We start from the raw sequence: 20,784 nt of genomic DNA on the forward strand, positions 1-20,784 counted from the left end.
TGTGTTCATGCTCCACCGCCCCCTCTATGTGAACATCTTCACCCCCCATAACCCACCCCCCCCCCCCCCCCGGGGGGGGGGGGGGCGGGCGGCCCCCCCGCCTCCTGTCCGTCTCATGCACCGTCTTCACGCGCTGGGCGACACGTCACGGCCGCGCGACGGCGTGACGTGTCGCCCAGCGCGAAAGGTCCCCGCGCGCCGCGCGCCGCGCGCCGCGCCGCCGCGCCGCCGCGCGGCCCGGCCGGCGGGCGGCCCCGCTAGACCAGGTCCGGCGAGTCGAGCATCTCCGTCACGAGCGCCGCGATCGCGGACCGCTCCGAGCGCGTCAGCGTCACGTGCGCGAACAGCGGGTGCCCCTTCAGCCGTTCGATCACCGACGCGACCCCGTCGTGCCGGCCGACCCGCAGGTTGTCGCGCTGCGCGACGTCGTGGGTGAGGACGACTCGCGAGTTCTGGCCGATGCGGGACAGCATCGTGAGCAGGACGTTCCGTTCGAGGGACTGCGCCTCGTCCACGATCACGAACGCGTCGTGCAGGGAGCGCCCGCGGATGTGCGTCAGCGGGAGCACCTCGAGCATGCCCCGCTCGACGACCTCGTCGAGGACGTTGTCGGAGACCAGCGCACCGAGCGTGTCGTACACGGCCTGCGCCCACGGGTTCATCTTCTCGGCCGCGTCGCCCGGCAGGTACCCGAGCTCCTGGCCGCCCACCGCGTAGAGCGGCCGGAACACCATGATCTTCTTGTGCTGCTGGCGTTCGAGGACCGCCTCGAGGCCGGCGCAGAGCGCGAGCGCCGACTTGCCCGTCCCGGCGCTGCCGCCGAGGGACACGATGCCGATCTCCGGGTCGAGCAGGGCGTCGATCGCGAGCCGCTGTTCGGCCGAGCGGCCGCGGAGCCCGAAGACCTCGCGATCGCCGCGCACCAGCGCCACCGCGCCGGCGGTGTGCACCCGGCCGAGGGCCGAGCCGCGCTCGGAGTGGATCACGACACCGGTGTTGACCGGGACGCCGTCCAGCTGGGACGACCGGATCTCCTCGTTCTCGTACAGGTCGGACATCTGCTCGCCGGAGACCTGCAGGTCGGCGATGCCGGTGTAGCCGGAGTCGACCGCGAGCTCGGCACGGTACTCCTCGGCCGCCATGCCGATCGACGAGGCCTTGACGCGTAGCGGCAGGTCCTTCGACACGACGACCACGTCGAGGCCGTCGTTCTTGAGGTTCGACGCGACCGCGAGGATCCGCGAGTCGTTGTCGCCGAGCTGCAGCCCGGACGGGAGGACGGACTGGTTCGAGTGGTTCAGCTCGACCCGGAACGAGCCGCCGTCGCCGATCGCGATCGGGAAGTCGAGCCGCTCGTGCTCGATCCGCAGCTCGTCGAGGAGCCGGAGCGCCTGCCGGGCGAAGTACCCGATCTCCGGGTCGTTGCGCTTGGACTCCAGCTCGCTGACGACCACCACGGGCAGGACCACCGCGTGCTCCGCGAAGCGGAACAGTGCCCGCGGATCGCTGAGGAGCACCGAGGTGTCGAGCACGTACGTGCGCTGGGCGACCGATGTGGACGAGTCCGCGGTGTACTGCTGCTGTGTTCCGCGAGAGACGTTCTGAGAGGTCACGACCACTCCATCCCCGGGCCGCGCTCGGCCCGGTCCATGTCCTCGAACGCGGCCACTGGAGCGGTCCCGAAGCACCGACTGTGGCCGCTTCGATCGGGCGCGGTGCCCGATGCCGTCAAACTACGTCGGACCGCTGACACGGCGCGAGCGACACGCGGTTTCCGGAGTTACGGTCACGTGAACAGCGCGACCGCCCGCCGGTCTGGAGGCGCGGTGCGGGCCCGCCCCGCGCCTGGCGTCCCGCGTCTCCCGCCCCGCGTCTTCCGCCCCGCGCGAATTCACGGGCCCAGCGACACTTCTCGCGCTGTAGAGCGCGTGAACTGTCGCCCACCCCGTGAGGTCGCGGGCGCAGCGCGGCTGGCAGCGCGGCGCGCGCTGCGCGGGCGCGCCCCGCGCCGCTACTGCATCGTGGCGTAGGAGAGGCAGGCGTCGCGGAACATGTCGAGGGTCTCGTCCGTCGTGGACGCGAACACCGAGACCCGCGCGACCCCGAGCCGCGTCGTCACCGTCACCCCGTGGTTGTGGAACGCGGCGGACAGCGCGGTGAGGCGCCCCTGCGGCGGCCGGAGCACCACGATGCCGGCCCGCTCGCGCGGGTCGCGGCTGGACTCGACGGACAGGCCGAACTCGTCGGCGATGTCGAACACGCGCTCGACGCGGTCGGCGACCCGCTCCTGCACGGCCGGGACGCCCACGGCCACGAGCCGGTCCAGCGACACCGCCATGCGCGCCTGCGCCACCGGGTCGATCCGGGTCATCTGGAACCCGGCGGCACCGGGGCGGACGGCGGGGACCTCGGTGGGCCACCCGGACGTCCCGTGCGGGCCGGACAACGCGGGGCGCAGCCGGTTGAGCGCGCGGTCACTGAACGCCGTGAACCCGGTGCCCCAGCCGGCGTGCAACCACTTCTGCCCACCCGTGGCGACGACGTCGGCGACCTCGTACGGAGCGTCCACCACGCCGAAGCCCTGGATCGCGTCGACGATGAGGAGGCGGTCGCCGATGACCTCGCGGACGGCGGCGAGGTCGGCGAGGTAGCCGGTCTGCCAGTCGACGAGCGAGAGCGCGACCGCGGTGACGTCGTCGGTGAGGCGCGACTCGATGAGCGACGGGGTCATCCACCCGGCACCGGACTCGATCACGACCGGCTGCACGCGCCCGCCCGTCGCCGAGGCCGCACTCGCGAGTGCCAACGGCAGCGACGGGTACTCGTCGGCCGAGACGAGCACCCCGCCGGTCAGCCCGAACGCGGTGTGCAGGAGCCCGGGGGTCGTCGCGGTCTGCGAGACGACCTGGTCCTCGCGCCGGCCGACCAACCGGGCCGCGACGGTCCGGACGCGTGCGTCCTGCTCGTCGAGCGTCTCCATGGCACCGAAGCGCATGTGCTCCTGGATCGTCCCGAGCACGCGCTGCTCCTCGAGGACCGCGGTCTGCACGGGGCCGAACGCGGCGTGGTCGAGGTAGCCGGGCTCCTCGGCGAAGCCTGAGGCATACTCGGCGATGTTCACAGGGGCAACCTTCCGTGGGACGAAAACCCTGTGAGTCTACTGGGATCAGCGAGAACGGACCGCACCCGGTCCGATCCACGCACCGGTGCCAGCCGACGGCAGTGCCCGACGGCACCTGCCCGGGGACGGAGCGCGCGGTCCGGTCGTCAGCCGCCGAAGCGCCGCGACCGCAACCCGAAGTCGCGGACGGCCCGCAGGAAGTCGACCTCGCGCAGGTCCGGGTAGAACGCCTCGACGAAGTAGAACTCGCTGTGCGCGCTCTGCCACAGCATGAAGTCCGACAACCGCTGCTCGCCCGACGTCCGGATGACGAGGTCGGGGTCCGGCTGCCCCTGCGTGTACAGGTGGTCGCCGATGAGCTCGGGCGTCAGCACCTCGGCCAGGGTGTCGAGCGTGCCGCCGCCCTCGCCGTGCGCACGGACGATGCTGCGCATGGCGTCGGCGATCTCGCGGCGCCCGCCGTAGCCGACCGCGAGGTTCACGTGCAGGCCGGTGTGGTCGGCCGTCCGTCGTTCCGCGGCGGACAGCGCCTCGACGAGGGGTCCGGGGAGCCCCTCGTTCGCTCCGACGTGCTGCACGCGCCAGTCACGGTGGTCCGCGAGGGTGCCCGCGAGGTCGGCGATGATGCCGACGAGCTGCTCGAGCTCCTCACCACCGCGGCCGGTCAGGTTGTCGGAGGACAGCAGGTAGAGCGTCACGACCTCGATGCCGAGGTCGTCGCACCAGGTCAGGAACTCCGGGATCTTCGCGGCGCCCGCCCGGTGCCCGTGCGCAGCGGACTCGAGACCGAGCTGCTTCGCCCAGCGCCGGTTGCCGTCCACGATCATGGCGACGTGCTTCGGCATCGCCGAGCCGTCGATCTGCCGACGGATCCGGCTCTGGTAGGCGCGGTAGAGGATCCCTCGTCCTGCCCATCCCACCCTGCCGGTCACGGATCGAACATAGTGCACCCGACCTCGGAGCGGACCGCGTTCGCCGGGAGGTCCGGACGTGTTCGGCGTTCGTTCGGCATCTGGCCCTACGGTCGGACCATGCAGGCCGAGCACGACACCGGGACCCTCCCCCACGTCCCCTTCACCGACGAGGCCCAGAGCACGGTCGCCGGACCGTCAGCCGCCGGTCGCGCCGCCGGCACGCCCGAGCCCCGGCCCGCCTGGCGCGGGTGGATCCACCTCGGGGCGTTCCCGTTCGCGATCGCGATGGGCGTCGTCCTCATCGCCCTGGCTGGCTCCCCCGCGGCGAAGGTCGGCAGCGCGGTGTTCATGGCGACGTCGCTCGCCATGTTCGGCGTCTCGGCGACGTACCACCGCTTCCCGTGGGGCCCGAAGGTCAAGGCGGTGCTGAAGCGCATCGACCACACGAACATCCTGCTGCTCATCGCCGGCACGTACACACCCGTGGCGATCTGCGCCCTGCCGCACACCCTGATGGTCGTGGTGCTCTGGGTGATGTGGTCCGGCGCGGCCCTCGGCATCGCGTTCCGCGTCCTCTGGATCGGCGCGCCGCGGTGGCTCTACGTCCCGATCTACCTCGTCCTCGGCTGTGCGGCGCTCGGGCTGCTGCCGCAGTTCTTCGCGGCCAGCGTGCCGATGACGGTGCTCGTGCTCTCCGGCGGGCTCGCGTACGTGCTCGGCGCGCTCGTGTACGGCTTCAAGCGCCCGAACCCGTCCCCGATGGTGTTCGGCTTCCACGAGGTGTTCCACGCCCTCACCGTCGTCGCCTTCGCGGCCCAGTGGGCGGGCGTGCTCATCGTGGCGCTGGACCCGGTGCGCTGACCGCGACGGTCGGTCGGACAGGAGGCACGGCTCGCGCCCGCCCCGCCCCTGACGTCGCGCACGCGCGCGCGTCCACCGCACCGGTCCCGTCCACCGCGCCGGTCGCGCGGTCGCGTCAGCCGCGCTCGGTGTCGTCCCCGACGTCGGCCCGGCCGTCTTCGGCCGCGCGCCGCTCCGGCTCGTCCGTCGCGACGCCGTCACGCCCGACACCGTCGGGCCCCGTCGCGGTGCCGTTCGCCTCGGCCTCGAGCCGCTCCCGGATCTCGGCGCGGTAGCGCGTCCGCCGGATGCGGCGGGTCATGTCGATGACGAGCAGGATCGTCACGATCGCGACGACCGCGATCGCGATGAAGCCGGCGACGCCCGGCGTCACGTCCACGTCGGGGACGGTCGAGGTCGGGCTCGGGCTGGGGGTCGCGGCGAGTGCCGCGTGGATGGTGCTCACGCAGTGGTGTCCTTGTCGGCAGGGATCCCCGCGAACAGGTCGGACTCGGGGAGCTCGGTCGGCACGCGTGCCTCGACGAGCTGGTAGTCCTCGGTCGGCCACACCGTCGCGAGGAGGTCGTTCGGCCAGTAGAAGAAGGCACTGTCCGGCGGCACCTGGCTCGCGTGCGCCCGGAGCGCCGCGTCCCGCGCGTCGAAGTACTCGTGCACGTCGACGTGGGTGGTGGCGAGGTCGGGCCGGTCGGCGAACCGCTCGACCCACTCGCGGAGCTGCTCCACCGCGGGGCTGTCGGGATCGCGTTCCTGCAGGGCCGCGAAGACCGTCCGGAAGCGTCGGGGGTTCATCGTGCGCTCGTAGTAGAGCTTCGCGATCGACCAGGCGGGCCCGGCGTCCGGGTACGCGGTCGGGTCGGCGGCGGCCGTCCAGGCGGCGACCGAGACCTCGTGCGTCCGGATGTGGTCGGGGTGCGGGTAGCCGCCGTTCTCGTCGTAGGTGACGAGGACGTGCGGGCGGAACCGACGGATGACCCGCACCAGCGCCTCGGTCGAGTACTCGAGCGGCACGGTGGAGAAGGTCCCGGGTCGGACCGTCTCGCCCTTGTCGGCGTCCGGCAGCCCGGAGTCGTGGTAGCCGAGCCACAGGTGGTCAATGCCGAGCGCGGCCTGGGCTCCGGCCATCTCGGTGCGCCGGTAGCCGGCCATGTCGCGGTGCGCGCGGGTCGTGGCGGGCTCGCCGAGCTGCTCGTTGAGGATGTCGCCGGCCTCGCCGCCGGTGCAGGAGACCACGAGGACCTCGTTGCCCTCGGCCGCGTACTTCGCCGCGGTCCCCGCTCCCTTGCTCGACTCGTCGTCGGGATGGGCGTGGACGGCCAACAGGCGGTACGGCACTGGGGTTCCTCACTGGTCGCGTGGCAGCACACAGCATCACGTGAACTACCCTGGGATCAGGATAATCACCCCGGGAGCCCCGAACTGTCCGAACCGCAGCACCCATCGGCACCTCAGCCGTCCGCCGGCACCACCGCGACGCTGGACGACCGCTACGGCCGCACCCCCGGGCGTGCCCGCCGCACCCGGCTGATCGGCATCGTCGCCGCCGCTGCCGTCGCCCTCGTCTTCATCGTCTGGGTGATCTGGGCCGGCCCCGGGCAGACCAGCCACGGACTCGACACCGACGACGTCGGGTACCAGGTCGTCTCCGACCACGAGGTCGTGGTGCACACACAGATCTCGGTCGACCCCGGAACGGTCGCGAAGTGCGCCGTCCAGGTCCTCGACAAGTCGTACACGATCGTCGGGTGGCGCGAGATCCGGGTGCCCGCATCCGATCAACGCGTGCGCAGCATCAGCACCCCTGTGAACACCGTGTCACGGGGCGTGACCGGCTTGATCCACGACTGCTGGGTTCCCTAGACTGCTGTGATTCGCGGACGAGACCGGCCACACCGGCCGGTCTCGTTCCATGCTGAAGGGAATCACCATGAGCAACGACACCCAGGTCACGTGGCTGACGCAAGAGGCGCACGACCGCCTCACGGCCGAGCTCGAGACGCTGTCCGGTGAAGGTCGCCAGGAGATCGCGAACCGCATCGAAGCCGCCCGCGAAGAGGGCGACCTCAAGGAGAACGGCGGCTACCACGCCGCCAAGGACGAGCAGGGCAAGATCGAGGCCCGCATCCGTCAGCTCACCGAACTCCTGAAGCACGCCACCGTCGGCGAAGCCGACTTCGACGGCACGGTCGAGCCCGGCACCGTCGTGACCGCCGTCATCGCCGGTGACGAGTCGACGTTCCTCGTCGGCAACCGCGAGATCGTCGGCGAGGGCTCGGACCTCACCGTCTACAGCCCGGTCAGCCCGGTCGGCGCGGCCATCGTCGGCCTGCGCGCCGGCGGCACGACCACCTACACGGCGCCCAACGGCAAGGAGATCGCCGTCGAGGTCACCAAGGTCGAGCGCTACGAGCCGTAGACGCACCCTCTGCCATGACAGGAGGCGCGGTGCCAGCTGGCACCGCGCCTCCTGTCATGGGGTGACGGGTGTCAGTGCTCCAGCAGCTCCGGCCGGAAGCCCACCTCGCGGAGGCGCTGGATGACCTCCTGCGCGTGCTCCGGTCCGCGGGCCTCGATCGACAGGTCCAGCGCGACCTCGTTGATGACGAGCCCCTGGCCGTGGCGGGTGTGGAGGACCTCGACGACGTTCGCGCCGGCCTCCGAGATGACCTGCGAGACCCGGGCGAGCTGCCCCGGACGGTCCGGCAGCATGATCCGGATCCCGATGTACCGCGACGCCGCGACGAGACCGCGCGTGATGACGCGTTCCATCATGAGCGGGTCGATGTTGCCGCCGCTGAGCAGGACGACCGTGCGCCCGGTGTCGCGGACGGCGCCGGACATGATCGCCGCGACACCGACGGCGCCGGCGGGCTCGACGACGAGCTTCGCCCGCTCGAGGAGCACCAGGAGCGCGCGGGCGACGTCGTCGTCGGACACGGTCACGATGTCGTCGACGAGGTCGCGGATGATCGGGAAGTTCAGGTCGCCCGGCCGCGCCACCGCGATGCCGTCCGCGATCGTCGGCTTCGTGTGCACCGTGACGGGTTCACCGGCCTCGATCGAGCTCGGGTAGGCGGCGGCGTTCTCGGCCTGCACCCCGAGGACGCGGATGCTGCGACCGGTGCGCTCGGCGATGCCCTTGACGGCGAGGGCGATCCCGGAGATGACCCCGCCACCGCCGATCGGCACGACGACGGTGTCGGCGTCCGGCACCTGCTCGAGGATCTCGAGCCCGAGGGTCCCCTGTCCGGCGATGACCGCGGGGTGGTCGAAGGGCGGGATGAACACGGCGCCGGTCCGGTTCGCGAAGTCCTTCGCCGCACTCAGGGCCTCTTCCACGGAGTGCCCGCGCAGGACGACCTCGGCGCCGTAGTGCCGGGTGGCCTGGAGCTTCGGCAGGGCGACACCGACCGGGGTGAAGATCGTCGCCGGGATCCCGAGCTCGCGCGCGGCGAGGGCGACGCCCTGCGCGTGGTTGCCGGCGCTCGCGGCCACGACGCCGGCGGCCCGCTGCTCGGCGGTGAGCGTCGACAGGCGGTTGTACGCACCGCGGACCTTGTACGCCCCGGTGCGCTGCAGGTTCTCGCACTTGAGGTGGACCGGCGACCCGAGGACCTCGGCGAGGAACTGCGAGGTCTCCATCGGCGTGACACGAGCGACCCCGGCGATCGTCACGCGAGCCTTCTCGATGTCGTCGAGCGTGGGGATCAGCGGCGTGGTGGTGTCGGTCACGGGTCCATCATCGTCGTTCGGGGCGCTCCTGACGAACCCGTGACGTCAGTTGGTGCTGGCCGTTCCCTCAGCCGCAGTGGCCTGCGGCTTGCTGCCGGGTGCCGGGACCTCGTCGCCGACCTTGTGCCGACGTCGTCGCATGAGCTGCAGCTGCCCGTGCTGCCCGCGTTTCGGCGTGGCCTCGAGCACGTGCTCGGAGTCGAGTCCCCGCCAGCGACCGCTCGCGATCGTCATCACCATCGTGTTCACCGTCGCGATGAGCGGCACGGCGAAGAACGCCCCGGCGATGCCGGCCAGCCCGGAGGCCGCGGTGACCCCGAGGACCACCGCGAGGGGGTGCACCTTCACCGCGTTGCCCATCACGAGCGGCTGCAGGATGTGGCCCTCGATCTGCTGGACGAGCAGGACGACGCCGAGCACGAGGACCGCCGCCAGCGGACCGTTGAAGATCAGGGCGACGAAGACGGCGAGGAAGCCGGTGACGATCGCGCCGACCACGGGGATGAACGCACCGAGGAACACGAAGGCCGCGATCGGGATCACGAGCGGCATGCCGCCGAAGAACAGGCCGACGATGTACGCGCCGAGTCCGATGCCGACGGCGTCGACGAACGCGACGAAGATCTGGACACGGATGAAGCTCGTCAGGGTGATCCACCCGGCGACCCCGGCACCGTCGACGGTCGCGCGGGCCTTCTTCGGGAACAGCCGGACGGCCCACCGCCAGACGTTCTTGCCGTCGATGAGCAGGAAGATCGTGGTGAACAGGATGATGAAGAGCGCCTCGAACACGTGGGTGGCACCGGAACCCGCGCTCGCGACCCCGGACAGGATCGAAGCGCTGTTGTCCTGCAGCCACTTCGTGCCGTCGTTCAACCAGCCGTTGACGTCGCTCTGCGTGATGCCCAGGCCGGAGTTCAGGACGAGGTCCTTGATGTTCGCGTACTGCTCCACCGTGCGGTCGCGCAGCGACGGGTAGGACGCGATGATCTGGTCGACCACGAGCCACACCAGGGCACCGATCGCCGCCAGCCCGCCGAGCAGGCTGATCACGACCGCGAGCCACTTCGGCACGTGGTGGCGCTGCATCCAGTTCGAGATCGGCACGAGCAGCGCCGAGACGACGATGCCGACGAGGAACGGGATGAGGATCTGGCTGAAGATCGTCATCAGCCAGATGAAGACCGCGATCACGCCGATGACGACCAGGATCCGCCACGACCACGCGCCGGCGATGCGCATGCCCGTCGGGACGGCTTCCTCGACCACGGGGTCCGGATGCGTCGGTTGCTGCTTTCTGCCCCATGCCATGACCGCGAGTGTAGCGATGTGCGTCCTGACAGGTACCAGATGCGGCATACACGGGTCTCCCCGGGGTGTCGGCGGCGATCGGTAGCCTCGGTCCCATGGCCAGGACCACGCTCTCCGCCGCCGAGGCCCGCCGTGTCGCGCTGGCCGCCCAGGGCTTCGGCGTACCGCCGGCCGACCGGGTGTCGACGCGTGCCCTCACGGCGGGGTTCGCGCGCCTCGGCCTGCTGCAGATCGACTCCGTCAACGTCTTCGAGCGCAGCCACTACCTCCCGCTGTTCGCCCGCCTCGGCGCCTACGACCGCGCCACGCTCGACCGCCGCACCATGACGGCGTGCGGCCCCTACGCCGAGTACTGGGCGCACGAGGCGGCCTTCGTCGACCGTGCCGACCTGCCGCTCTTCCGGTGGCGGATGGACGCCCTGCGGGCGCGGGACGCCTGGCCGAACCGGATCGAGGGGGTCCGTCGGACGGAGGGCGTCCGCCGCGAACTGCGGGCGCTCCTTGCGGCCGAGGGGCCGATGCCGGCCAGCGCGGTCGAGCACGAGGCGAACGTCCGACGTGGGCCGTGGTGGGGGTGGAGCGACGTCAAGACCGGCCTCGAGCAGATGTTCCGCTGGGGCGACGTGGTGAGCGCCGGTCGCTCCGGCTTCGAACGGGTCTACGCCCTCCCCGAGCAGGTCCTGCCGGCCGGCACGCTCGAGGGGGCACCGGCACGCCCCGACGCCGTCCTCGAGCTCGTCCGGCGGGCATCGCGTGCGCTCGGCGTCGGCACCCGCGCGGACGTCGCCGACTACTTCCGGCTGCGGTCCGACGACACCGCCCGGGCGATCGCCGAGCTCGCGGCCGCCGGCGAGCTCGTGCCGGTGCAGGTCGAGTCCTGGGGCGAGCGGGCCTGGATGCACGCCGACGCCCGGGTGCCGCGTCGGATGTCGGCGGACGCCGTCCTCAGTCCCTTCGACCCGGTCGTCTGGTTCCGGCGACGGGCCGAGCGGATGTACGGCTTCCACTACCGGATCGAGATCTACACGCCCGCACCGAAGCGGGTGTTCGGGTACTACGTGCTGCCGGTGCTGCAGGACGACCGGCTCGTCGGGCGGGTCGACCTGAAGAGCGACCGGCAGCGCGGGGTCCTGCGGGTCCGCACGGCGTGGGAGGAGCCGGGCGAGCGACTCGATGCCGAACGGCTGGCCGAGACGCTCCGCCGGACGGCTGCGTGGCAGGGCCTCGACGGGGTCGAGGTCACCGACCGCGGGACGGCTGCAGCGGCGGTCGCCGGAGCGCTCGGCGTCGGGCTCGTGCCGCACGTGGCGGCCGACGACCCCGACGCGAGCGCGGCACCGGACCCGGCCGTCTGACGGGCCGCCAGCGCGGGACGGACTGGGCCCGCGCCTCCTGGCAAACGGACCGCTGACGCGGGACGAACCCGACCCGCGCCTCCTGGCCAACGGGCCGCCGACGCGGGACGGACTGGGCCCGCGCCTCCTGGCGAACGGGCCGCCGACGCGGGCGTGGGACGTCCGGTCAGAAGCGGTCGAGGCTCGCGCGGAGACGGGCGATCCGGTCCGGCAGCGGCGGGTGCGTCGAGAACATCCGGTCCATGAGTCCGGGGCGCATCGGGTCCGCGATCCAGAGGTGCGCCATCGACGAGTTCTGCGTCTGCATCGGCCGACCGTACGCACCGAGCTTCTCGAGCGCGCGGGCGAGTCCCTCGGGGTGACGCGTGGTCATCGCACCGGTCGCGTCAGCCAGGTACTCACGCTGCCGGGAGACCGCGGCCTGCACGCCCGCCGCGGCGATCGGCGCGACGATCACCGCCACGATGCCGGCGACGAGCAGCACCGGGTTCGTGCCGCCGTTGTCGTTGTTCCGGTTCCGACCGCCGGCGAGCCCGCTGAAGATCGAGATGCGGAGCAGGACGTCGGCGATGAGGCCGACCGCGACGACCAGGCCGAACACCATCGTCGAGACGCGGATGTCGTAGTTCCGGACGTGCCCGAGCTCGTGCGCCATGACGCCCTGCAGCTCCTGGTCGTCCATGATCGCGAGCAGCCCGGTCGTCGCGGCGACGATCGCATGGTCGGGGTCACGGCCGGTCGCGAAGGCGTTCGGCGACGGGTCCTCGATCACGAAGACCCGCGGCATCGGCATCCCGGTGGCGATCGCGAGGTTCTCCACGGTGCGCCAGAGCCGCGGCTCGGTGGTCCGGTCGATCTCGATGCCGCCCGCGATCGCGGTGGCCTGGCGTCCGGCGGCGAAGTACTGCACGACCGCGTAGCCGAGGGCGACCACGAGGACGATCACACCGATCGACACGTTGCCGGCGAGGTAGCCGCCGAGGAACCCGAGCGCACCGATGATCAGCAGGAAGACCAGGACGATGAGGACCGTGTTGCGCTTGTTGCGCGCGATCGCGCTGTACACGTCGCAGCAGTCTCCGGGCGGATCAGAACTGGACGCGCGGCGGTTCGGCGATGGCCGCGGGCTCGGCGGTCTCGAAGAACGACGCCTCGGAGAAGCCCCGGCTCTTCGCGAACGACGAGTTCGGGAAGACCCGGATCTTCGTGTTCAGCTCGCGCACGCCGCCGTTGTAGAAGCGTCGGGCGGACTGGATCTTGTCCTCGGTGTCGACGAGCTCGGACTGCAACTGCAGGAAGTTCTGGCTGGACTGCAGCTGGGGGTACCCCTCGGCGACCGCGAACACGCTCTTGAGCGCCTTCTGCATGTGCCCCTCGGCCGTGGAGGCGCTCGAGGCGTCCCCGGCGCTGAGCGTCTCGGCACGGGCCTTCGTGACGGCCTCGAACACGGACTTCTCGTGCGTGGCGTACCCCTTGACCGTCTCGACGATGGTCGGGATGAGGTCCGCGCGGCGCTTGAGCTGCACCGAGATGTCGCTCCACGCCTCGTCGACGCGGACCTTCAGCGTGACGAGCGAGTTGTAGGTGACCCACAGGTAGATCCCCACGACGACGAGGAGGACCACCACCACTCCGACGACGATCAGCGTCGTGATGAGTCCGGTGTCCATGAGGGCGTACTCCTTCTCGCGTCGGGATCGCGGTGTGACGGGGCCGTCGGGCCCGCGTCACGGCCGAGGACGATTGTACCGACCGTCCGGCTCCCCTCCCGCCCGCCCGGCGACGGTTCACGGTCGATTCCCGAGTCGCACACACCGCGCGCTCGGGCTGCCCGGCGTGTCGCTCGGCGGGCGGACATCATCCGTTCGACGTATTGACCCGAGCGTCCCGATCACGTGGGATGGACTCGGATGAACGCGCGCGGGGAGAACGTGGACGACCGGGCCGTCGGGGGCGACGGCCCCGTTCGGCGAACCCGGATCACGCTGGCGCTCGCGGGGGCCGCCGCACTCGTCGCCACCCTGCTGACGCTCGCCAGCGCGCCCGCCACCGCCGTGACCGACACCCCTCGGGCCACACCGGACACCGACCCGACGACCTCGTCGCTCGCGCTGTCGACCCCGGGGCCGACGACGACCCCGACACCGACGCCGGATCCGCAGGGCCACCTGACCCCGGCCCCGCCCGGCACCTCGCCGAGCCGACCCCCGGTCCGCCCGTCGATCGACGACCCCGGTGACATCACGACCGGGACCGTGCGGTTCAGCGGGTCGGGTACGCCGGCGCACACCCTGCGCGTGACCGGACCGGCCGCCACCGGGCGGACCGGCTGCACCGCCACCGTCGGCGACGACGGCTCCTGGGCGTGCCTCGCGACCGTGCGCAGCGGACCGCAGCAGGTCTTCACGGTCTCCGACGAGAGCTTCCCCGGGCTCGGCTCGGCGCGCACCCCGGCGTCCGACGTCGTCGTGCCGCCGGTGGTGACCTCGTCGCGCACCACGAACGGCCCGGTGAGCGGGACGGGCCACGCCGGCTCGACGGTCACGCTCTCGGTGTCCGGGTCGTCGGCGGACCGCACCGCCACGGTCGGCGTGGACGGGCGGTGGACCATCGTCCTCGGCGGCGCCGACGCCCGGCTCACGGTCACGGCGACGCAGACGGCGAGCACGGCCGACGGGTACCGCTCGGACCTCCGCAGTGCGGCCTCGGCGCCGGTGACCGTGACGCTCGACCGGACCGCGCCGACGGCCCCGCGGATCACCGAGCCCGGGTCCGGCGACCGCGTGCGGGTCCAGCCCGTCACGATCGGCGGCACGGGCGAGGCCGGTGCCGCCCTCACGGTCTACGCCGACCACGCGCCGGTGTGCCGGACCGAGGTGCGTGCGTCCGGGCGGTGGTCCTGCACCACGGACGGCTCGACCCTCCGCGGCGGCACGGTGGCGCTCACGGCGGCCCAGCACGACGCGGCCGGGAACTTCTCGCCGACGTCGGCGGCCGTGCGGGTGGTCCTCACCGGCACCACGCGCACGCCCGGCGACGGGTCGACGGGCAGCGGCACCGCGTCCGGCACCCCGAGCGCGCCGGGCGGCGGGGCCGGTACCGGGACCGGCACGGGCACCGGTGGGTCCGACGGCTCCGGCGGAGGCACGGGCGGCGCGGGGACCGATGGCGGAGGCACCGGCGGCGCGGGGAACGGTGGCGCGGGCACCGGCGGCACGGGGTCCGGTGGCGCGGGCAGCGGCGGCGCGGGGTCGGGTGGCGCCGGCAGCACCGGCGGCCGCGGCCTCGACTGGTCCGGCCCGGCCGGCGACTGGACCGCCTCGACGGAGTACGACACGACCGTCCCGACGATCCAGGCGGCCTTTTCGTGGCGCACCGTCATCGTCGCCTCGGCCGTCGCAGCCGGCTTCCTCGTGCTCATCGCCGGCCCGCTCGCCGTCGTCGGCGGGGTCGCCCGCGGCCGGATCCGTTCGCCGTTCGCCGGGCTCCTCGGTCGCAACCGTCCCCGAGCCGAACGGCGGCGCGGCGACGACGCGCTGCCGACCTGGGCGTCGATCACCGTCGCCGTGCTCGTGGTCGGGCTCGCCACCCTGCTCGGCGTCGGCGTCTCGCTCGAGGCCCGGTACGTCCGCCTGGCGATCGCGGTCCTGCTCGGGGCGGCGGTCCTGACGACGACGATCGTCCTCGCGTCGCGGTGGGCTGCGGGGACCGACCGGGACACGATCGGCTTCCGGTTCTCCCCGTGGCTGGTGCTCGCCGCCCTGGTGGCGTGCGGCATCACCCGGACCTTCGACCTCTCGCCCGCCGTCATCGTCGGGGCCGTCCTCGTCCCGGTCGGCCGACCGGACCTCGACACCCAGGCGCTCCGGCTCGGCTCCTCGATCGTCGCCGGTGCCCGCAGCGCCACCTGGCGGTCGATCGCGCTGCTCGTCGTCGCGGCGGCCGGCTGGGTGCTCCACTCGGTGACGCCGGGCTCCGGCTTCTGGATGTCCTTCGTGTCGGAGTTCGCGATCACGCTGTGCGTCGGCGGGCTCGGGGCCGTCGTGGTCACCCTGCTCCCGCTGGCCGGGTCCGCCGGGGCGTCCCTGCTCGCCCGCTCCCGTGGTCGGTACGCGGCGATCTCGGCGGTCGCCGTGGCGCTGGCCGCGGCCGTCTACTCCGGGCCGGCCGGCACACACGTCGCTCCGGTCGCCCTGCTCGTCGTCGCCGCCTGCTGTGCCGCGGCAGCCGTCGCCGCGGCCTGGTGGCAGCGCGCAGCCCGCGTCGACCAGCGCGCCTGAGCATGACTCAATCCGAGTCGCGCTCGGGCTGCCGCAGAGGCTCGCATCCCGGATACGCTGACGACCGGTGCGCGCGGCACCACGACCGGTGCGAGCAGCACCACGACCGCTGCTGGGAGCGACGATGACCGAGACCCGATCCGACTACGACCCGACCCGCTTCCGGGACGTCTTCGAGCACAGCTACACCTACGCCAACGGCTTCGCGCGCAACACCCACCGCTTCGCCGGGCGACCGGCGCTCCGCGACCCCGACTCCGACCGCTCGTGGACGTACGCCGAGCTCGGGGCGGACGTCGACCGCGTGGCCGGGTGGCTCGTGCGCCACGGGGTCGGTCGTGGCTCGGTGGTCATGGTCGAGCTCTTCAACTCCCCCGAGTTCGCGATCCTCTACCTCGCGGCACACCGCATCGGCGCCGTCTTCTCCCCCACCAACTTCCGCCTGGCGTCGGACGAGGTCGCCTTCATCATCGAGGACTCCGCGCCCGTCGTCCTCGTGTACGACGCCGTGCGCACGCCCGACGTCTCGGCCGCCCTCGCCACCGCCGACCACACGCCGGAGCACCTCGTGGTCGTCGGTGACGGGACCCGGGCCGGGGACACCGCGTTCGCCGCGCTCCTCGCCGGTGACCCCGTCACGGCGGACGAGCTCGCTGCGACCGAACCGCGCAGCACGTACGACGAGACGACCCGCCTCTACACGAGCGGCACGACCGGACGACCGAAGCCCGTCCCGCTCCCGAGCCTCGTCGAGGTCCTCAGCGCGCACGACGTGATCATGCACTTCCCGCTGAGCCCGTTCGACAAGACGCTGAACATGTCGCCGCTCTTCCACCGCGGCGGCCTGTACTCCGGCGGCCCGAACCCGGTGTTCTACGTCGGGGCCGAGCTCACCACCCTCCGGCACTTCGACGCCGACCGCGTGCTCGACCTCGTCGAGTCCGAGCAGCTGACCTTCCTCATCGGTGCCCCGCCGAACCTCGTGCAGCTCGCCAACGCGCAGGAGCAGCGGCCCCGCGACCTGTCCTCGCTGCACGGCATCGTGACGATGGGTGCGCCGCTCGACCGTGCCGCCGCGCTCCGCTACCAGGAGCTCCTGTCGCCGCGCATCTTCAACGGCTACGGGACGACCGAGACCTTCTGGAACACCTTCCTCCGCCCCGAGGACTTCCCCGACGGCGCCGGCTCCACCGGTCGCGCGTCCACCGACGACGACGTCGCCGTGGTCCGCGTCTACGAGGACCGCCTGGCCGACCCGAGCGACACGGTGCCGAAGGACGGCTCGGAGATCGGCGAGTTCGCGGTCCGCACCGTGAAGTCCGGGTACTCGTACCGGAACCCCGGGCTCGAGGCCGAGAAGTTCGCGAACGGCTGGTTCTACCCGGGCGACCTCGCCACGTGGGACGAGCACGAGCGCGTGACGATCGTCGGCCGCAAGGACGACATGATCATCTCCGGCGGCGAGAACGTCCACCCGGTGCAGGTCGAGGCCGCGCTGCAGGAGCACCCCGGCGTGGCCGACTCGATCGTGGTCGGCATCCCCGACGAGCAGTGGGGCGAGGTCGTCACGGCGTACGTCGTCCGTGCCCCGGACCGGCTGCCGGAGGACGACGTCGCGGCTGCCGCTGCCCTCGAGGAGTGGACCGGGTCGCACCCCGGCCTCGCCCGCTACAAGCGACCGCGGCGCTACCGCTTCGTCGCCGAACTCCCCTACAACGCGACGGGCAAGAAGGTGCACTACCTCGCCAAGGCGACCGCTGCCGAGGACCAGGCCGCCGGCCGCCTCATCGAACCCTGACGGGGTCGGACCGCGCCGACGCGTCGCCCCCGGCGCAGACGCACCACGGGTCGGCCGGGAGGCGCGGTGCGGGCCCGCCCCGCGCCTCCCGGCCGGTGGGTGGCGGGCACGCACCGGCCCGACCCACGCTCTTCGAGCCGCCGGGTCAGACCTGGCCGCGGTGCGGCGCGTTCCGCCGGAACAGACCGGGCAGCAGTCCGCCGATCTTCGTGCCGACGCACAGGCTGACGAAGGTCGCCAGGGGCGTCGCGAGCGCCACCGGGTCGAAGGTCGCCACCGCGACCAGACCGACCGTGCCTGGTACCAGGAGCAGGAACGCGGGGAAGAACGACACGTTGGCCGGGATCGCCGGGACGATCCGCTCGAGCACGCGCGTCGCGATGAACAGGAGCGCGGCGGTCGCCCCCGTCGCGACGACGCTGCCGCCCAGCGGGGTGATGCCGGTGAGCAGGCCGTACGCCGACGTCATGACGATCACCGAGACGAGGGTGAGTCGCCACCCGGACTGGAACACCAGTCCCAGTCCGACGGCCAGGATCACCACCGCCACCCAGGACACCCAGTAGGGCGGGACGGCCTCCCACCCGCCGCGATCGGTGCCGACACCGGCGACCTCGCCGACGAGCGCCGCGGACGACGGGTCGACGTGCAGGCCGGTCAGCGCGCTGCCCGCGGCGATGCCGGCGGCCATGAAGCCGAGCATGATGATGCCCTGCATGAGCCTCGACGACCCGGTGACGATGTCCGCCGCGGTGAGCTCGAGCAGCGCGTTCGTGATGAGCGCCCCGGGGACGAACACGGCGACCGGGGCGCAGACGGCGAAGAGCGGGACGTGGTCGAACCCGGTGCCCGCGGCGACGAGTCCGACGATGGTCGTCGACACGAAGGCGGCGAGGAACGGGACGATCGCGAGCGCCTCGCGGAAGCGCCGCAGCACGATGCTGATCACGCCGACGAGGGCACCGACGCCGAGCGCGACGAGGACCGCCCACCACGGGCAGCGGAACACGACCGCGAGGCCCGCCGAGGTCAGGGCGTTGCCGAGGATCCACGGCACCGGTGCCGGCAGACGCGTGCTGGCGCGGATCGCACGGACGCGTGCCGGGATCTCGGCGAGGGCGATGGAGCCGCTCTCGAGGCCGAGCACGACCCGGTTGGCGCGGGCCGACTGCCGCGCGGAGAGCTCGATGCCCTCGGCGTTCACGATCGTCGCGGCACCGGTGGCGGTCTCGCTGACGATGACGAGTGCGGGCAGGACGCCCACGGCGAGCTCCGGGCCGATGCCGGCGGCGTCCCGGGCCTTCTCGAGCGCCGAACGGACGTCGGTGACCGAGCTGCCGGCGTCGAGGAGGAGCGCTCCGAGGGTGCCGAGGAGCATGCCGACCGGGACCGCTTCGCCGTCGATCACCTCGACGTGCGGTTCGGGGCGGCGGAGCGTGTTGCGCAGCTGGGCGATGGCGCTTCCGAGTCCGACCACGAGTGTCGATGCTAGCTGGCGCCGCGGCCCGGCCGCGCGCCCGCGCGGCGGGAGGCCGCGCGCCCGCGCGGCGGCGGCCCGGTCCGCGCGGACCGGCCGTGGGAGCCCGAGTCTCGGCTCCGCGGACAGTTTCGTGGTGCCGTGGCCGCGAAACTGTCCGCCTGGCCGAGTCTCGGCGGCGCGCCGGACCGGCGCGCCGGCGCGGCGGACCGGCGCGGCGGACCGGCGGACCGGCGCGGCGGACCGGCGCGGCGGCGCGACCGCGCGGTGCGTACCCCCGGTGGGACTCGAACCCACAACTCGGCGATTTTAAGTCGCGTGCCTCTACCGGTTGGGCCACGGGGGCGGGCCGCAACAGCCTACCGACGAAGACGAGGCGGCCACCCGTCAGGGTGACCGCCTCGGTCGTCGTGCGTGTCGCTACTTGGCGTCCGCCTCGGCCTTCACCGGCTCGGCGTCGTTCGAGACGTCCTTCGCCGGCTCACCGTACGCGGGGCCGGCCGCACCGGCGGGCTTGCCCTCTTCCGGAGCGGTGGTCGGCTTCGACGCCTCGATCGGAGCCGCCGGGGACTCGGCCGCGGGCTTCGGGCGCGACGCGAACGCCTCGAACGCCGCGCGCGGGGTCTCACGGTCGTCGAGCGACGCGATGTCGCGGCCGAGGAAGAAGCCGCCCACCCAGTCGCCGATGACGCGCCACTTGCGCTCCCACGACGGCATCGCCAGACCGTGGTAGCCGCGGTGGGCGCCCCAGGCGAGGAAGCCCTTCATCGCGAACTTGCCGGACTGGAACACACCGATGCCGAGACCGAGGCCTGCGACGGCGCCGAGGTTCTCGTGCTTGTAGTCGGTCGTCGCCTCGCCACGCATCGTCGCGACGAGGTTCTTCGCGAGCTGCTTCGCCTGGCGGACGGCGTGCTGGGCGTTCGGCACGCAGAAGCCACCCACGCCACCACCGGTGAGGTCCGGCACGGCCGCGACGTCACCACAGGCCCACGCGTCGGCGATCACGCCGTTGTCGTCGACCACGCGCAGGTCGGGCTGCACGCGGATGCGGCCACGCTGCTCGAGCGGGAGGTCGGTGCCCTTGACCATCGGGTTCGCCATGACGCCGGCGGTCCAGATGATGAGGTCGGACTCGATCTTCTCGATCGCACCGTCGTTGGTCTTGAGCTCGCAGACACCGCCGACCGCCGAGGCCAGCTGGGTCTCGAGGTGCACCGTGGCACCGCGCTGCGCGAGGTTCTCGAGCACCCAGTGCGACGTCTCGAGCGAGACCTCGGGCATGATGCGGCCCATCGCCTCGACGAGGTGGAAGTGGGTGTCGTCGAAGGACAGCTCGGGGTAGCTCTTGAGCAGGTCCGAGGCGAACGACCGGAGCTCGGCGAACACCTCGATGCCGGCGAAGCCACCACCGACGACCACGACGGTCAGCAGACGGTCGCGCTCCGGGCCGGCCGGCAGGGTCGCGGCCTTGTGGAAGTTCGTGAGGATCTTGTCGCGGATCGCCGCGGCCTCTTCGATGGTCTTGAGACCGATCGCCTCGTCGGCGACACCCGGGATCGGGAAGGTGCGCGAGACCGCGCCGGCGGTCATGACGATCTGGTCGTACGACTCTTCCCAGGCATCGCCCTCGGCCGGGGTGATCGTCGCCGTCTTGTTCGCGTGGTCGACGTTCGTGACCTTCGCGGTGACGACGCGCGTCTTCTTGAGGTGACGACGGTGCGAGACGACCGCGTGGCGCGGCTCGATCGAGCCGGCGGCGACCTCGGGCAGGAACGGCTGGTAGGTCATGTACGGCAGCGGGTCCACCATCACGACCTCGGCTTCGCCCTGACGAAGGTGCTTCTCGAGTTTCCAGGCGGTGTAGAAACCGGCGTAACCGCCGCCGACGACGAGGATCTTGGGCACGGGGGATGATCTCCTTGGATGGGGGTTCGG

General features: G+C 72.4%; 17 protein-coding genes and 1 tRNA gene. 6 read left to right on the forward strand and 12 right to left on the reverse strand.

Features of this window, described 5'->3' with window-relative positions; all coding sequences use genetic code 11:
• Positions 1-257: 257 nt before the first annotated feature.
• From ACIQUC_RS06555 to ACIQUC_RS06565, 3 genes are all read right to left on the reverse strand, one after another.
• Positions 258-1,619, reverse strand: a complete 1,362-nt coding sequence (locus ACIQUC_RS06555) for a PhoH family protein (protein WP_402264643.1) — start codon at positions 1,617-1,619, stop codon at positions 258-260.
• 392 nt (positions 1,620-2,011) lie between these two features.
• Entirely contained in the window at positions 2,012-3,121 is a 1,110-nt protein-coding gene (locus tag ACIQUC_RS06560; RefSeq protein ID WP_022907937.1) for an aminotransferase class V-fold PLP-dependent enzyme, read from the reverse strand.
• Positions 3,122-3,267: 146 nt separating this feature from the next.
• Positions 3,268-4,053 carry an isoprenyl transferase gene (locus ACIQUC_RS06565; protein ID WP_031262986.1) on the reverse strand — a complete coding sequence of 262 codons (786 nt, stop codon included), beginning with the start codon at positions 4,051-4,053 and terminating at the stop codon, positions 3,268-3,270.
• 99 nt (positions 4,054-4,152) lie between these two features.
• On the opposite strand from ACIQUC_RS06565, the gene ACIQUC_RS06570 reads away from it, so the two are divergent.
• Entirely contained in the window at positions 4,153-4,896 is a 744-nt protein-coding gene (locus ACIQUC_RS06570; protein ID WP_402264646.1) for a hemolysin III family protein, read from the forward strand.
• 115 nt (positions 4,897-5,011) lie between these two features.
• On the opposite strand, the gene ACIQUC_RS06575 is transcribed toward ACIQUC_RS06570, so the two are convergent.
• A complete protein-coding gene (locus ACIQUC_RS06575) occupies positions 5,012-5,341 on the reverse strand; it encodes a hypothetical protein (RefSeq protein WP_022907934.1) in 330 nt (109 codons plus the stop codon).
• A complete protein-coding gene (gene mca / locus ACIQUC_RS06580) occupies positions 5,338-6,228 on the reverse strand; it encodes a mycothiol conjugate amidase Mca (protein ID WP_402264650.1) in 891 nt (296 codons plus the stop codon). Before mca ends, ACIQUC_RS06575 begins: the two co-directional genes overlap by 4 nt.
• Between mca and ACIQUC_RS06585 the strand changes: the two genes are divergently transcribed.
• Together ACIQUC_RS06585 and greA are read left to right on the forward strand one after the other, a co-directional pair.
• Positions 6,202-6,753 (forward strand): DUF4307 domain-containing protein, encoded by a 552-nt coding sequence (locus ACIQUC_RS06585; RefSeq protein ID WP_022907931.1) that lies wholly within the window; start codon positions 6,202-6,204, stop codon positions 6,751-6,753. The genes mca and ACIQUC_RS06585 overlap by 27 nt on opposite strands.
• Before the next feature lie 67 nt (positions 6,754-6,820).
• Positions 6,821-7,309: a transcription elongation factor GreA gene (gene greA / locus ACIQUC_RS06590; RefSeq protein ID WP_031262982.1), complete on the forward strand. Its 489-nt coding sequence runs from the start codon at positions 6,821-6,823 to the stop codon at positions 7,307-7,309.
• Between the two features lie 71 nt (positions 7,310-7,380).
• Here greA and ilvA read toward each other — a convergent pair whose 3' ends face one another.
• Both ilvA and ACIQUC_RS06600 read right to left on the reverse strand, forming a co-directional pair.
• Positions 7,381-8,625 (reverse strand): threonine ammonia-lyase, encoded by a 1,245-nt coding sequence (gene ilvA / locus ACIQUC_RS06595; protein WP_022907929.1) that lies wholly within the window; start codon positions 8,623-8,625, stop codon positions 7,381-7,383.
• Between the two features lie 45 nt (positions 8,626-8,670).
• Positions 8,671-9,936, reverse strand: a complete 1,266-nt coding sequence (locus tag ACIQUC_RS06600) for an AI-2E family transporter (RefSeq protein ID WP_049973540.1) — start codon at positions 9,934-9,936, stop codon at positions 8,671-8,673.
• A 95-nt stretch (positions 9,937-10,031) separates the two neighbouring features.
• Between ACIQUC_RS06600 and ACIQUC_RS06605 the strand changes: the two genes are divergently transcribed.
• Positions 10,032-11,291: a winged helix-turn-helix domain-containing protein gene (locus tag ACIQUC_RS06605; RefSeq protein WP_402264655.1), complete on the forward strand. Its 1,260-nt coding sequence runs from the start codon at positions 10,032-10,034 to the stop codon at positions 11,289-11,291.
• Between the two features lie 166 nt (positions 11,292-11,457).
• On the opposite strand, the gene ACIQUC_RS06610 is transcribed toward ACIQUC_RS06605, so the two are convergent.
• Positions 11,458-12,357 carry a M48 family metalloprotease gene (locus ACIQUC_RS06610; RefSeq protein ID WP_402264658.1) on the reverse strand — a complete coding sequence of 300 codons (900 nt, stop codon included), beginning with the start codon at positions 12,355-12,357 and terminating at the stop codon, positions 11,458-11,460.
• Positions 12,358-12,379: 22 nt separating this feature from the next.
• On the reverse strand, positions 12,380-12,961 hold the full coding sequence (locus ACIQUC_RS06615; protein ID WP_402264661.1) for a LemA family protein: 582 nt from the start codon (positions 12,959-12,961) through the stop codon (positions 12,380-12,382).
• A gap of 240 nt (positions 12,962-13,201) precedes the next feature.
• Here ACIQUC_RS06615 and ACIQUC_RS06620 point away from each other — a divergent pair, with 240 nt between their 5' ends.
• The gene (locus ACIQUC_RS06620) at positions 13,202-15,571 is read left to right on the forward strand and encodes a hypothetical protein (protein ID WP_402264663.1); all 2,370 of its coding nucleotides are present in this window, start codon (positions 13,202-13,204) and stop codon (positions 15,569-15,571) included.
• A gap of 124 nt (positions 15,572-15,695) precedes the next feature.
• Complete coding sequence (locus ACIQUC_RS06625; protein WP_402264666.1) at positions 15,696-17,369, forward strand: class I adenylate-forming enzyme family protein; 1,674 nt, start codon at positions 15,696-15,698, stop codon at positions 17,367-17,369.
• 145 nt (positions 17,370-17,514) lie between these two features.
• On the opposite strand, the gene ACIQUC_RS06630 is transcribed toward ACIQUC_RS06625, so the two are convergent.
• From ACIQUC_RS06630 to ACIQUC_RS06640, 3 genes are all read right to left on the reverse strand, one after another.
• Positions 17,515-18,846: a threonine/serine exporter family protein gene (locus tag ACIQUC_RS06630; protein WP_402264669.1), complete on the reverse strand. Its 1,332-nt coding sequence runs from the start codon at positions 18,844-18,846 to the stop codon at positions 17,515-17,517.
• Between the two features lie 272 nt (positions 18,847-19,118).
• A tRNA-Leu gene (locus ACIQUC_RS06635) sits at positions 19,119-19,192 on the reverse strand.
• 74 nt (positions 19,193-19,266) lie between these two features.
• Positions 19,267-20,754, reverse strand: coding sequence for an NAD(P)/FAD-dependent oxidoreductase (locus tag ACIQUC_RS06640; RefSeq protein ID WP_022906196.1), 1,488 nt, complete (start codon positions 20,752-20,754; stop codon positions 19,267-19,269).
• Positions 20,755-20,784: the final 30 nt, after the last annotated feature.

Source organism: Curtobacterium sp. NPDC098951 (assembly GCF_044759965.1).
Lineage (GTDB): Bacteria > Actinomycetota > Actinomycetes > Actinomycetales > Microbacteriaceae > Curtobacterium.